The 12,777-nt window shown below is 49.4% G+C and carries 11 protein-coding genes; 9 read left to right on the top strand and 2 right to left on the bottom strand.

The genetic code is table 11. The annotated features are described in order from the left end of the window. The 7 genes from CPA45_RS22135 to CPA45_RS22105 all read left to right on the top strand — a co-directional run. Positions 1–2,951, top strand: a 2,951-nt coding sequence (locus CPA45_RS22135; RefSeq protein ID WP_096655442.1) for a YadA-like family protein, incomplete at its 5' end; no start/stop codon positions are given. Between the two features lie 11 nt (positions 2,952–2,962). Next, positions 2,963–3,796: an OmpA family protein gene (locus tag CPA45_RS22130; RefSeq protein ID WP_096655440.1), complete on the top strand. Its 834-nt coding sequence runs from the start codon at positions 2,963–2,965 to the stop codon at positions 3,794–3,796. Between the two features lie 66 nt (positions 3,797–3,862). Next, positions 3,863–4,261, top strand: a complete 399-nt coding sequence (locus tag CPA45_RS22125; protein ID WP_096655438.1) for a hypothetical protein — start codon at positions 3,863–3,865, stop codon at positions 4,259–4,261. 74 nt (positions 4,262–4,335) lie between these two features. Further along, positions 4,336–4,674, top strand: coding sequence for a DUF6447 family protein (locus tag CPA45_RS22120; RefSeq protein ID WP_244287681.1), 339 nt, complete (start codon positions 4,336–4,338; stop codon positions 4,672–4,674). A 59-nt stretch (positions 4,675–4,733) separates the two neighbouring features. Continuing rightward, positions 4,734–5,651, top strand: coding sequence for an SH3 domain-containing protein (locus CPA45_RS22115; protein ID WP_096655436.1), 918 nt, complete (start codon positions 4,734–4,736; stop codon positions 5,649–5,651). Between the two features lie 68 nt (positions 5,652–5,719). Then, positions 5,720–7,030, top strand: coding sequence for a FecR family protein (locus CPA45_RS22110; RefSeq protein ID WP_096655434.1), 1,311 nt, complete (start codon positions 5,720–5,722; stop codon positions 7,028–7,030). Then, on the top strand, positions 7,020–9,314 hold the full coding sequence (locus CPA45_RS22105; protein WP_096655432.1) for a CHASE2 domain-containing protein: 2,295 nt from the start codon (positions 7,020–7,022) through the stop codon (positions 9,312–9,314). The genes CPA45_RS22110 and CPA45_RS22105 overlap by 11 nt, the downstream gene beginning before the upstream one ends. A 76-nt stretch (positions 9,315–9,390) precedes the next feature. Here the strand turns inward: CPA45_RS22105 and tsaA are convergent, their stop codons facing one another. After that, positions 9,391–10,128: a tRNA (N6-threonylcarbamoyladenosine(37)-N6)-methyltransferase TrmO gene (gene tsaA / locus CPA45_RS22100; protein ID WP_096655430.1), complete on the bottom strand. Its 738-nt coding sequence runs from the start codon at positions 10,126–10,128 to the stop codon at positions 9,391–9,393. 128 nt (positions 10,129–10,256) lie between these two features. Here tsaA and CPA45_RS22095 point away from each other — a divergent pair, with 128 nt between their 5' ends. Beyond that, the gene (locus tag CPA45_RS22095; RefSeq protein ID WP_096655428.1) at positions 10,257–10,784 is read left to right on the top strand and encodes a GNAT family N-acetyltransferase; all 528 of its coding nucleotides are present in this window, start codon (positions 10,257–10,259) and stop codon (positions 10,782–10,784) included. Between the two features lie 5 nt (positions 10,785–10,789). On the opposite strand, the gene nadC is transcribed toward CPA45_RS22095, so the two are convergent. Continuing rightward, on the bottom strand, positions 10,790–11,644 hold the full coding sequence (gene nadC / locus CPA45_RS22090; RefSeq protein WP_096655426.1) for a carboxylating nicotinate-nucleotide diphosphorylase: 855 nt from the start codon (positions 11,642–11,644) through the stop codon (positions 10,790–10,792). A gap of 81 nt (positions 11,645–11,725) precedes the next feature. Here nadC and ampD point away from each other — a divergent pair, with 81 nt between their 5' ends. Beyond that, positions 11,726–12,301, top strand: a complete 576-nt coding sequence (gene ampD / locus CPA45_RS22085) for a 1,6-anhydro-N-acetylmuramyl-L-alanine amidase AmpD (protein WP_096655424.1) — start codon at positions 11,726–11,728, stop codon at positions 12,299–12,301. Positions 12,302–12,777: the final 476 nt, after the last annotated feature.

The raw sequence follows: 12,777 nt of genomic DNA, 5'->3' as shown, positions 1-12,777 counted from the left end.
GCGAGGCCAATGAAGAAGGTAACAGCAACATCATCACCAAGCTGACTGATGATGAGACGCTGGAACTGGCGTTGAGCAACGACCTTGAAATTGGCAACAGCATCACGGTGGGTGACACCTTCATTGATGGTGACAGCATCACCACCAACAACGTGACGGTGAATGAGAACCTGTACGTTGATGGCAGCACTACCATCAATGAAAACCTCACGGTAGAAGGTGAAACCCGCCTGGGCGACAACTTCTTCGTTAACAACGAGGGTAACGTCACCTACACCGGCGACATCACCGAAGGTGATCACATCACTAACAAGGCTTACGTTGATAACAGCGTGGCGGAGTTGGGTGATACGCCGCTGACGTTTGGTGCTAACGAAGGTGAGGACACTGAGCGCCGCTTGGGTGATCGTCTAGATATCGTGGGCGAGGCCAATGAAGAAGGTAACAGCAACATCATCACCAAGCTGACTGATGATGAGACGCTGGAACTGGCGTTGAGCGACGACCTTGAGATCGGCAACAGCATCACGGTGGGTGACACCTTCATTGATGGTGACAGCATCACCACCAACAACGTGACGGTGAATGAGAACCTGACCGTGGCAGGTGAAACCCGCCTGGGCGACAACTTCTTCGTTAACAACGAGGGTAACGTCACCTACACCGGCGAGATCACCGAAGGTGATCACATCACTAACAAGGCTTACGTTGATAACAGCGTGACAGAGTTGGGTGATACGCCGCTGACGTTTGGTGCTAACGAAGGTGAGGACACCGAGCGTCGTCTGGGGGATCGGCTAGATATCGTGGGCGAAGCCAATGAAGAAGGTAACAGCAACATCATCACCAAGCTGACTGATGATGAGACGCTGGAGCTGGCGTTGAGCGACGATCTTGAGGTCGGCAACAGTATCACGGTGGGTGACACCTTCATTGATGGTGACAGCATCACCACCAACAACATGACGGTGAATGAGAACCTGACCGTGGCAGGTGAAACGCGCCTGGGCGATAACTTCTTCGTTAACAACGAGGGTAACGTCACCTACACCGGCGAGATCACCGAGGGTGACCACATCACCAACAAGCAGTACGTGGATAACTCGGTTAACGCAGTTTCCAACACGCCGCTAACGTTTGGTGCCAATGAGGGTGATGATACTGAACGCCGTCTGGGCGACCGTCTGGACATCGTAGGGGAGGCTGATGAGGAAGGTAACAGCAACATCATCACCAAGCTGACTGATGAGCAGACGCTGGAATTGGCGCTGAACGATGACCTCAAAATCGTTAACAGTATCACCGTAGGTGAAAGTGGTCCTGTGATTAGTGGTGACGGTATCAGCATGAGCGATACCAAAATTACTAACCTGGCAGAGGGAGAGGTCTCTGAAGGTAGTCAGGATGGCATCAATGGCTCTCAGCTTTATGCCACTAATCAGTGGATTGAAAACCTGGAGAGTAACGTCACCAATATCGTCGGTGATAGTAGCGATGACTACATGACCAACAACGGTCGTGGTATTCGCTACGTGCGTACCAACGATAGTGGCTTAGCGGTGAGCGACGCCTTTGCCCAAGGACAAGGCTCGACAGCCGTTGGCTATGAGGCCATTGCTTCGGCAGACCGTGCACTGGCAATGGGCTACGACGCTATTGCATCGCATCAAGGCAGCGTTGCATTGGGTGAGGGCGCGCGTACTACCTCCGCGGTAGGTACCGCAGCGGTAGAGATTGCAGGCCAAACATACCAGTTTGCTGGTGCCTCTCCAGTGGCCACGGTAAGCGTGGGTAGTGTTGGTGCTGAACGTACGGTGACCAACGTTGCAGCAGGTCGGATCTCCGCGGAGAGCACCGATGCCATTAACGGCAGCCAGCTTCATGCCACCAACCAAGCAGTCGGTGATTTGGATGATCGCGTCACCAATGTTGAAGGCGATATCAGTAATATCACCAACGACCTAGCCGACCTGGGTGACCGCGCGGTGCAGTATGACCGTAACGATGACGGGAGTGTCGATTACACCACTATTACGCTGGAAGGTGATGGTGGCACGACGATCACCAACGTCGCAGCAGGTGATATTTCGCAGAGCAGCTCGGACGCGGTTAACGGCAGTCAATTGTGGGATGTGCAAAACCAAATCACCAATATTGAGCAAGGCGGGTCCAAGTACTTCCGAGCCAATAGCGATGGCCCCGCGGCTGACCCACAAGGTGCTGATAGCATCGCAATGGGGGCAAGTAGTGTCGCGGCAGGCGATCGTAGCGTTGCCTCAGGTGCCGGTGCTCAGGCAACAGCGGAAGGAAGTGTAGCGCTGGGGGCGGATTCCGTTGCTGACCGTGAGGGGATGAACGGTGAGCGTGAGCGCTTCTCCAACGAAGCCGTTGCCTCTACCCAAGGCGCTGTCTCAGTCGGTAGTGCAGGTAACGAGCGCCAGATCACTAACGTGGCGGGCGGTACCCAAGACACCGACGCAGTCAACGTCCGCCAACTTGATGCGGTGCAGCGTGGCGCTGTGAATTATGACCGTGATGAAAGCGGCAATATCGACTACAGCACTATCACGCTGAAAGGTGATGAGGGCACTACCATCACCAACGTGGCGCCAGGTATCAATACCAATGATGCCGTGAATTTGGGTCAGATGCAGGAGCTAAGCAGCCGCTTCGAAAACGAAATTCTTAATGTTCATGGCCGCATTGATAACGTTGAGCGCAATGCTAACGCCGGCTCAGCCAGCGCCATAGCAGCCTCTACTGTTCCGCAAGCCTGGATGCCTGGTAAGAGCATGGTGGGTGTGGGGGCAGGCACTTACGGAGGTGAGTCAGCTGTTTCAGTTGGGGTATCACGTCTCTCTGACAATGGCCGTTGGGTGATCCAAGGCAAAGTGACGGGCGATTCGCAAAGCAACTTCGGCGCTGGTATTGGCGCTGGCTGGCACTGGTAAAGGAGAACGACGTGAATAAGCTTAGTAACAACATGATGACAAAGGCGGCCCTAGGGGCCGCCAGCATAGCCGCCGTTCTCACTATAGCAGGATGTGCGAGCCCGCCTAACAATGACCGTACAGATCTGCGTGACGCCGAGGATGGTTTTCCAGCGCTCGCGGGTAACTGGTATGACGGGGGTAAGTTTGTTAATCCTGAAAATATTTTACGTATTCGGGAAAGCCAAACGAAAGACCAAGTACGCCAATTGATTGGTAACCCCCATTACGCGGAAGGGTTCTTTGGTGTTCGGGAGTGGAACTATGTCTTCAACCTGTACACGGGCAATGGCAATGAGTACATCACTTGCCAGTACCAAGTGCACTATGACGACGATATGGCGCTAGAAAGCACTCGTTGGCGGGATGCCCAGTGCCCAGCGTTACTGGTGCCAATCGAAGTAGAAGAAATTGCTGCTGAGCCGCGCGAAGAGAAACTAACATTATCAGGCGATGTGTTATTTGATTTTGATAGTGACACGCTTACGTTAGAGGGGCGTCGTGCCGTTGATCAGGTAACTCAAGCGATCACAAATGACTTTGTAAGCCCAAGTGTATTGATCATTGGCTATACAGATCGCTTTGGTAGCGAGGCTTATAATTTAGCATTATCCAACTCCCGTGCTGAGACCGTAGGTGACCGTATGGCTAATCAGGGAGTTCGTCGCTCAAGCATTATGACGGCTGGGCGAGGTATGGCTGATCCTATTGTTGAATGCCCAGGTGGAACGGCGACCCCCAGCGTTACCAACTGCTTGAGGCCAAACCGAAGGGTGGAAATCACCGTTACCGAGAATGCTCAGTAATTAGCACTAATAAGGGGGGCTTTGTTCTCCCCATTTCTTACACGGTAGAGAAAAACAGGATATTGAATGATGAAGTATGTTGGCTATATCACTACTTTTGTTGCGGCTGTTGGAGTAGCTGTTGGGCTGTCGATTTACAGCATGGGGGTATTGGCAGAATCGCAAACGCAAGAGCCTGCCCCAAAAATAGACCAAGGTTCAGTATGTGTCGCGGTGAGTGATGAGCAAGCCTTAGGTTGTCCTGAAGGTAGGCTATTTATGGCGAGGCTGACCATCAATGAAAGCGACCTGCAAAATTCCTTGGTACTTGAAAACCGTGTATTGAACACAATGGCTCTTTACTGCGATACAAATTTTGAGATTCAGCATATACGGACAGGGGTGCTATGTGTGTTAACTCATGAACGTATTCAAACCGCGTCTCAAGAAAATATTGGGAGCGATGCAGTAGAAGAAGACTCCTAAAAAATTGACATTGTCGATGCTAAATACTGCGCCCTGTTAAATTCTAATGAGCTATTTGCGAGAGGTGGTTTTGCATGAACAAGCGGCACACACCCAGCCAAACTAAAAATAGCATGGCTAACAAGAAAGCCGTCAGTAAGTCTGAAAAAGTTGCTAGTCGTACAGAAAGCGAAGAAGCCGTTGCAGTGGGCGATCAGGCTACTTATCCGACAGTGACTATCAATGGTCAGCAATATTCGCTGGAGAGCCTAGGGGAGAAGGGCCGTGAGCAGCTGCAGAATCTGCGAGTTACCGATCAAGAATTGCAGCGTTTACAGGACCAGCTGGCAATCATGAAAACAGCCCGTAATACGTATGCTCGTGCGCTGACTGAAGTCACGAAGACAGTAACGCCAGTAGGTGAGCTGACTTAATATCGTTGAATGCCCGATAGGCGAGAGCCTATCAGGCTTTTGTGAAGGAATGTCTGAAGATGAGGATACTGCCCTGGTTGAGCCTTATTATTGTCGGGATTAGCACGCTAGCAATAGCAGACTATGAGGCTGGGCTCAGCCAATACCAGCGTGGTCATTATGCTTCTGCTATCCACGAGTGGCGTACAGCGGCTGAACAGGGTAATGCTGAGTCGCAGTTTGCACTTGGCATGATGTTTGAGCGCGGTCAAGGAGTGAACGCTAATGTTGACGAGTCCTATAAATGGTATCGCCTTGCAGCGGATAATGGTTTAGTCGATGCTCAAGTTAGGTTGGCGGAACTGTATCTTCTTGGGCGTCTTGAGGGTGGAACGGAATTAGCTGCGCAATGGTTTGAACGTGCCGCTGAGGCAGGTAATGCCACAGCTCAATTTCAACTGGGCTTGTTGTATTTAGAAGGAAAAGGTGTTGATGTAAACCCCGAGTTTGCAGCGCGTTGGTTTGAGCTGGCAGCTGAGCAGGGGCATGTGGCTGCACAAAACAATATCGGAAGCCTCTATGAATCTGGTAGGGGGGTAGAGCAAAGTTACGCCCGTGCTTTTGAGTGGTATGAGCGCGCCGCGAAGCAAAACGATCTGTTTGCACAAAACAATCTTGGCGCTATGTACTCTAGAGGGCATGGAGTGGAGCGTAATCATGCCTGGGCAGTTTTTTGGTTTGTAATGGCGGCTCAAGGGGGAAATGAATTAGCAAAAGAAAATATTACGGCAAGCCTACCGAATCTCCAAGAAAAGAAAATTGCAGGAAATAGCGTCAATATTCGTTCTGGAGCTAACACCGAGTTTGATCGTATTACGGCGTTAGGGAGAGGTGAGGCTGTTTATGTGCTGGGGAGTATGGATGGGTGGAGTCAAGTTTATTTTATGCACAATGGCGAGCCAGCGCTAGGCTGGGTATCCAATACGCTCATTGACTAAGTATGAGTCATTGAGTCTTCCGGTAATATATATGGTGGCATGTTTGTGCGTAATAAAAGGGTGGCATTATGAAGACGAGCTTTTTCCGAAACAGCCAGCCAATTAAAGTATTAGCGTGCCACTACAGCAGTATTGGAAGGTTTTTTTTACAGGGCTTGATGCTAGGAATTATTTTGTGGCTGCTAGCGGCATCCGCCAACGCATCTGATGAATCTGCCTCTTATCACCGTGTGATACCGGGTGACACGCTTTGGAATATTTCTGAACGCTATTATGGTACTCCCGCCGAGTGGCCCGTTTTACAGCAATTGAATACTATTCAGGAGCCAGAGAAGCTCCAACCAGATACTTTAGTGGACTTGGGTTTTTTTAGCCCTTTTCCATTAACAGTTCTTTATAAATCAGGAGAGGCATGGCTGATTAGAGGCTCTAATGAAGTTTCTCTGGAGCGTGGTGATACTATTGATGCAGGCGCCATTTTGCAAACGGGGAGAGGAACCTCCTTAGCGTTACAAATGAGTGATGGTGCGAGGGTGGTTGTGCCATCTATGTCGCGTGTTGTATTAATGCGCGAAGGGAGTAAGGGGATTACATTTTTCTTGGAACAAGGCGAAGTAGAGTCATACGTGCCGACAGGGCGAGCGCAACAACGAGCATACAATATAAAAACAAATACAGGAGTATTGGGTGTGCGCGGTACCCACTTTCGGGCGCGCTACGAAGATGAGGCGCTATTAACCTCAATCTATGAGGGGAGTATTGTTGCTCAAGCTCAAGTTGGTTTTGAACAAGTCTCAATGGGCGCAGGTGAGGGCGCGCGTGTTGGGATGGTAGGGGATATCCAAGTGGTGCCCCTCTTGCAGTCACCAGATGATGTGAATATTACCTCTCTCATGGATAATGGCGTACAAATAGATATTTTATCGCCTATGTTGGGAAGTTTTTACAGAGCACAAATAGCGCAAGACCCAAGTTTTTTAAATATATTACGGGACCAACGCTCTAGTGATAGTCAGGTACGGTTCGACCCACTACCTCCAGGGTTTTATCATTTACGAATAGCCCCTATCGATGCGCTTGGAATCGAAGGGTGGAGCGCCACCTTCGTTATTCATCATCATGGTAATCAAGTTTCCGTTGAGCAAAAAGAGAGTGCATGGGTATTCGAGTGGTCTCATCGAGCACAAAACTCCTATCGTCTGCAGTTGGCTGCGGATCACGAATTCACTAGAGTCCTACTGGACTATGAGCCTCAAGGCAAGGGGCCTTTAAAGATAAGTCGTTTACCCGAGAATGAAGTGTATTGGAGAGTAGTAAGCTTAGATGAACGTGCCGAAATAAGCATTATTCTCGACACTGGAAAGCTAAATGACACATGAAGTTAGCCTTTCGAGAGTATTACACCGACGGTTTGTGATGACATGGTGTGCGATGGGAGCGCTATTACTACCCATTGCTTTTTTTATACATAGCTTTTCTCCTTTACTATCCGATAATTTTTTTTATGACGCATGGCTATCGAAGCAGGTAAAGCCACCATCTGCAGATATTTTAATTGTAGCGATAGATGAACCTAGCTTACATACGCTAGGGCGCTGGCCTTGGCCAAGAGATATCCATGCCCAGCTTATCCAGAAATTGAATCTAGCAGGTGTCGAGTCTATTGCACTGGATATTCTTTTTGTCGAGCCGAGTCGTGAGCCTGAAGAAGACACGTTGCTGGCTAAGGCGATGCGCCAACATGGAAATGTCTATCTTCCCATCGCGCTGCTTCCTGAACAATCAACCGAAAATAATATGCGTGATGTTTTAGTACCTTCTCCGCCTTTGCAAGCAGCGGCAAAAGGGCTCGGGCACATCAATATTTCTTTGGGTGATGATGGTGTCGCACGTTCAGTTAAGCTCGTCGAGTTACGCCGCGGAGAAGCAGTGCCGCAACTGATGACAGTTTTTGCTTCAAATAGCCCTCGTACAGCATGGCCGTCTACAGCAGTGAGAATACCGTTTAGGGGCTCATCAGGCACTTACCCTACTGTTTCTTATAGCGATGTGCTAAAGGGGTATGTTCCTGAATCATTATTGTATGGTCGTAAAGTGCTAGTAGGTATGACGGCACTGGGGTTAGGGGACAACTATAATGTTTCTTTATTGTCATCTGGGTTAATGCCAGGCGTTGAAGTGAATGCTCACTTACTGGATGCACTGGAGAGTAATACTTATATTCGAGAAGTTGATGGTTGGGTTGGATCGCTTTTAGCAATCATACCTGTTGTTTTATTAATTCTATTGGCATGGTGCCTTCGCTTTCGTTATTTACTAGCAGTAGTCATGTGTCTTGGAATCGGCGTTTTTTTGGCTTCTTTTATAGCCTTGAGTTTTAGATGGTGGTGGCCACCCACCGCTAGCCTAATAGCACTCGGTATAGCATTTGTAACATTTGTCTGGAAAAGTCAGTCAGTGTTACTTTCTTGGTTTGAGAAAGAGCTAGAGCTCTTATATAAAGAGCCATCCATTTTGCCAGCTCCAGCGAGAGAGCCCGGTTTTATATGTGGCGAGGGGGGGAAGTTATACCAGCAATCCCAAGCGCTTGAGTTTGCATTAGGGCGTATAATAGAAGGACGCAGATTCGTCCTTGGTTCAATGAATTCTTTGCCTCTTCCTATCTTTGTTTTAAATAAAAAAGGTGAGGTGCTACTAGCGAATAAACAGGCAGAAGTGATCTGCTGGGTGGATAGTCAGAGGGTTATTAGTCATATTAACGAGCTATTTTCAGTGTTGTCGTTTGAAAAAAGTATAGGTTTTGCATCACCATGGCCTCCTCAACTCCCCGCGGGCAGAGAAGTAAGCAGCATCGAGCCAGGCTGGCTGTGCACTGATAGCAGAGGTCGTACCTACCGCCTGGAAATGGGGGATTTATCTACGACTGCCAGTAGTGTCACTGGAGGCTGGCTGGTGTGGTTAGTTGATTTGACAAGTGAAATGGAGGCTGACGCTCAGCGTTCCAGTATGTTGAGTTTCCTATCTCATGATATGAAGGCTCCTCAGGCAAGAGCTTTGGCATTATTAGATGCACAAAAAGACCCCGTGTTAGCAGTGCCAGAGTCTACTTTTTATAGTTATTTAGGCCAGTGCCTTAATGTGGGCCTTGATATGATTAATGATTTTATAGGGTTAATAAAAGCTAGGTCGTTTGATTTTGATAAACAGGTGGTTTTGTTTGAAGATGTTGTTATGGAAGTGTTGGATGAGGTTTTTCCTATTGCGAGATTAAAAAATATTAAGCTGGCAAGCGAGCTGCTAAATGAAGATGGGGCGCCTGTGTTGGGAGATAGAAGCTATCTTTCGAGAGCAGTCTTCAATGTAATAGAAAATGCAATCAAATATACTCCTTGTTATGGTGAAGTGAGTGTGTATGTATTTGTAGAGCATGAATGGATCGTGCTGGAGGTCGTCGATAATGGGGTTGGTGTTTCACCTGAAAAAATGGATAGTATTTTTGATGAGTTCAAACGTGGTGATGAGGGGGGAGGGGAGAAAGGCCATGGTTTAGGCCTTGCTTTAGTGAAAGTGGTAGCAGAAAAGCATGCTGGTATCGTTAAGTGTAAAAGTGAGTTGGGTAAGGGTAGTCGGTTTACGTTGATGATCCCTTCCTTTCAATTATAAATTTAAAAGTAAAATTTACGTTGATTGTAAATGGCTTTTTTCTTCATGTTTTTTGTTTGATTACCAATGCTCAATATTATTGATCGCTAAACGTAGCAATTTTGTCAACGTGCAGCGTTACCTGACCATTTCCTACCGTAGTGGAGCGAAACTTTACATCCACATCACGTAAGCGTACTCCATAAAGCCGTTCGCTATGGCCCTCGCGCTGGTAAGCTGGTCGCGGATCCTGCCCGAGTACCTGTTCAATCAATGCATAAAGCGAAGCACCGTCGGCACGGGCTGCGAGGCTTGCCTGCGCCGCTTGGCTGAAGGTGACCGCCAGCAGATCGGGGGCATTGGGGGCAAAGCCTGCCTTGGCTTCCGGCCGTGCCTCTGCCCAGGGTAAGTAGGGTTTTATATCCACCACGGGTGTGCCGCTTACTAAATCGCAGCCCTCAAGCTGCAAACGTACCCCGTTGGATGTGTCGATGCCGGTCAGCGCTATCAGTGAAAGCCCTAGCCTGTTAGGGCGATGGGTGCTGCGACTGGCAAATACGCCGACCTTGCGATTTCCCCCTAAGCGGGGCGGTCGTACTAGTGGTGTCCAACGGGTAGGGCTTTGATGGAAAATAAACGATACCCAGATGTGGCTGAACTCGTCTAGGCCACGCACGGCAAGCGGGTCATCGAAAGGGGGAGTCAACACTAGGCTCGCATCGGCGGCTGGTGCTAGCCCTGGCTGGCGGGGCACGCCAAACTTATCAGGGTAGTCACTTTGGATATGGCCGATGGGTGTTATCGAAAAGTATTCGCCGTGAGGGGCGTGTTCCATCACACTGCCTTTTGCTGGAGTTAGTTGGCACAGTATTTAGTTGGCGCCGTATTTAATGGGCATAGTATAAAACAGCCCGTTTGTATAAGCGTAATGGAATCATATCGTGAATAGCTCAGAGGTGACGCATGACGAAAAGCGAAGAGCGTAAAGCGCCTGCCTCAAATGCACGTGTAACGTATCGCGCTGCATTAGTGCGGGATGCCGCTGACCAAGCCGAGGTTTTTTATCATGCAGTGATGCAAGGGGCTGCTTCTCATTATGGCTTGGCTGAGCGGCGTGCCTGGGCTAACGCTTTGCCCCGTGAAGCGAGTGCTTGGGCCGCTCGCCAAGCACTTTATACGACGCTGGTGGCCACTTGTGATGGGCGCTGCGTGGGGTTTTTAGAGCTGGATTTAAGCGCAGGCCGTATTGAAACTCTATATGTTTGGCCATCTCTGATGGGGAGAGGGGTTGGTACTACGCTACTCATCCACGCCGAGCGCATGCTGCTTGAGCAGGGGGTATCGAAGGTGGAAATAGAAGCAAGCTTAATGCTGTATGAGCGCCTGCATCGCCGGGGTTTTGAAAACCTCGGCGAGCAGTGGATAGAGCGCAGTGGGGAGTTGCTAAAGCGTTACCGTATGGTTAAACAGCTGCATGCTGTGGAAACCTAGCCTTTTTAGACATTAAAGGTTTGGGTAATGCGCATGGAGAGATCAATGGACTTGATATCTTTGGTTAACGCACCGCTGGAAATACAGTCTACCCCTGTTTCAGCAATTGCTTTTAACGTTGTGGCATCCACATTACCCGATGCCTCTAGCGTTGCCCGGCCACCGTTAATTTCCACCGCTACATGCAGATCCTCTAGGGCAAAATTGTCGAGCATAATAATATCAGCACCAGCGGCCAGTGCCTGATCAAGCTCTTCAAAGGTTTCAACTTCGACCTCTACCTGTAGGTCGCTTGCCAGTTTGCGAGCCTGTGCAACGGCTGCTTGAATGCCTCCACAGGCTGCAATGTGGTTCTCTTTGATCAAAAACGCATCCCACAAGCCGATGCGGTGGTTATGGCCGCCACCGCAGGTGACTGCATATTTTTGCGCAAGGCGCATGCCTGGCAGTGTTTTACGGGTGTCGAGTAAGCGAACGTTTGTGCCTTCGATTAAATCAACGTAACGGCGTGTTGCTGTTGCCGTTGCAGAAAGCGTTTGTAGCACGTTCAGCGCCGCGCGTTCGCCGGTTAACAGGCTGCGAGCGGGGCCTTCAAGCTCTAAAAAACATTGGTCCGCATCGAGCAGGTCGCCATCGGCTGCCTGCCAACGTAGGGTGACTCGGTTATCCAGGCAGCGAAATATTTCATCCACCCAAGCAACGCCGCATAACACCGCTGCTTCACGGGTAATAACTTTAGCCGTGGCCCACTGGTTTTCGGGAATTAACTGCGCAGTAATATCCCCAGGGCCAACATCTTCGGCCAGCAGATGTGTGGCGCTGGAGCGGATCTCTTCGGCAAGTGCGGTTTGATAATGCATGGCGGTGGGTTCTCTGGGCGTCATCAAGTGTGAGCAGCATTATAGTGAATGTAAGCGTCAACGTAGAGGAGTGTATGTGTGATGAGCAATGAGGCCGATGGCGGCTACTGGAAATCTGCCCGACAAGTCGTGTCGCCCAACTGTGACGCTCGTCCAACGGATGAAGTATCGCTGTTGTTGATTCATGCGATTAGCCTTCCCCCTGGGCAGTTTAGTGGAGGCGCTATTGAGGCCTTGTTCACTAACCAATTAATCCCAGATGAACATCCCTTTTTCGCTGAGATTACCCATTTACGTGTTTCGGCGCATTTTTTGATTCGCCGTGATGGGCAATGTGTGCAGTTTGTTGATACAAATCAGCGTGCCTGGCATGCCGGTCGTTCATGCTGGTGGGATAACCGTGAACGAGCCTTACGCACAGCGCTGAATGATTTCTCCATTGGTATTGAGCTGGAGGGAGATGACGTTACTCCATTTACGAAAGCACAATACCGAGCGTTAGCAGCGGTGACTCAGTGGCTAATTGCACGTTACACACTGTTGGATAGGTCGCGCATTACCAGTCATGCCCACGTAGCACCGCTGCGAAAAACTGATCCAGGTCCAGCATTTGATTGGGCCTATTTTGACCAGTGTTTGGCTAGAAATGCATTTTGATGTTGTGGAGAGGCTGACAATAAGTACTTAACCCATAAGTGAATAAAACGGTAGTTTGGTTACATTTTACTACCGTTTAGTCGTAATGGTGAAAGTGCTGGAAAGCTACTGTAAGTGGCTAATGTTGCGGTGCAGTAGTTTGTTTTCGATGGGCTTTTTCAATGTGCTGGAATTGGCAGCGTGACGACTTTGCGGTATCTTCGCATATACAAAAGGCTAACATTTACGATATTTATGTAGCTTTACTACATTTAAAAGCAAGTAGCTCGTTGAATGTAGTACGAAAAATTTAGAGCGAAAATTTTCTGCACGATGCTCATGCATCGGCTACTTACTGGCTTGTGGTGGCTAAACGCCGCAGCCGCCCCAAGCCCCATGGGTTAGCGGGGCTCATTGTCATTTATCGTCATTCGGAGAGACCTCTATGAGTCTGGAGACAAGAGAAGATCTCGATACGGTCGAAACCACGGAGTGGC

Source organism: Vreelandella nigrificans, assembly GCF_002374315.1.
GTDB classification, from domain to species: domain Bacteria; phylum Pseudomonadota; class Gammaproteobacteria; order Pseudomonadales; family Halomonadaceae; genus Vreelandella; species Vreelandella nigrificans.
The sequence above is the reverse complement of the archived record's forward strand: the minus strand, read 5'-3'. Positions and strand labels throughout refer to the sequence as shown.

Bases quoted from the DNA above. Each gene is read 5' to 3' on its own strand.
- CPA45_RS22125 (WP_096655438.1), top strand. From the start codon at position 3,863: ATGATGAAGTATGTTGGCTATATCACTACTTTTGTTGCGGCTGTTGGA.
- CPA45_RS22095 (WP_096655428.1), top strand. From the start codon at position 10,257: ATGACGAAAAGCGAAGAGCGTAAAGCGCCTGCCTCAAATGCACGTGTA.
- tsaA (WP_096655430.1), bottom strand. From the start codon at position 10,128: ATGGAACACGCCCCTCACGGCGAATACTTTTCGATAACACCCATCGGC.
- CPA45_RS22105 (WP_096655432.1), top strand. From the start codon at position 7,020: ATGACACATGAAGTTAGCCTTTCGAGAGTATTACACCGACGGTTTGTG.
- ampD (WP_096655424.1), top strand. From the start codon at position 11,726: ATGAGCAATGAGGCCGATGGCGGCTACTGGAAATCTGCCCGACAAGTC.
- nadC (WP_096655426.1), bottom strand. From the start codon at position 11,644: ATGCATTATCAAACCGCACTTGCCGAAGAGATCCGCTCCAGCGCCACA.
- CPA45_RS22120 (WP_244287681.1), top strand. From the start codon at position 4,336: ATGAACAAGCGGCACACACCCAGCCAAACTAAAAATAGCATGGCTAAC.
- CPA45_RS22115 (WP_096655436.1), top strand. From the start codon at position 4,734: ATGAGGATACTGCCCTGGTTGAGCCTTATTATTGTCGGGATTAGCACG.
- CPA45_RS22110 (WP_096655434.1), top strand. From the start codon at position 5,720: ATGAAGACGAGCTTTTTCCGAAACAGCCAGCCAATTAAAGTATTAGCG.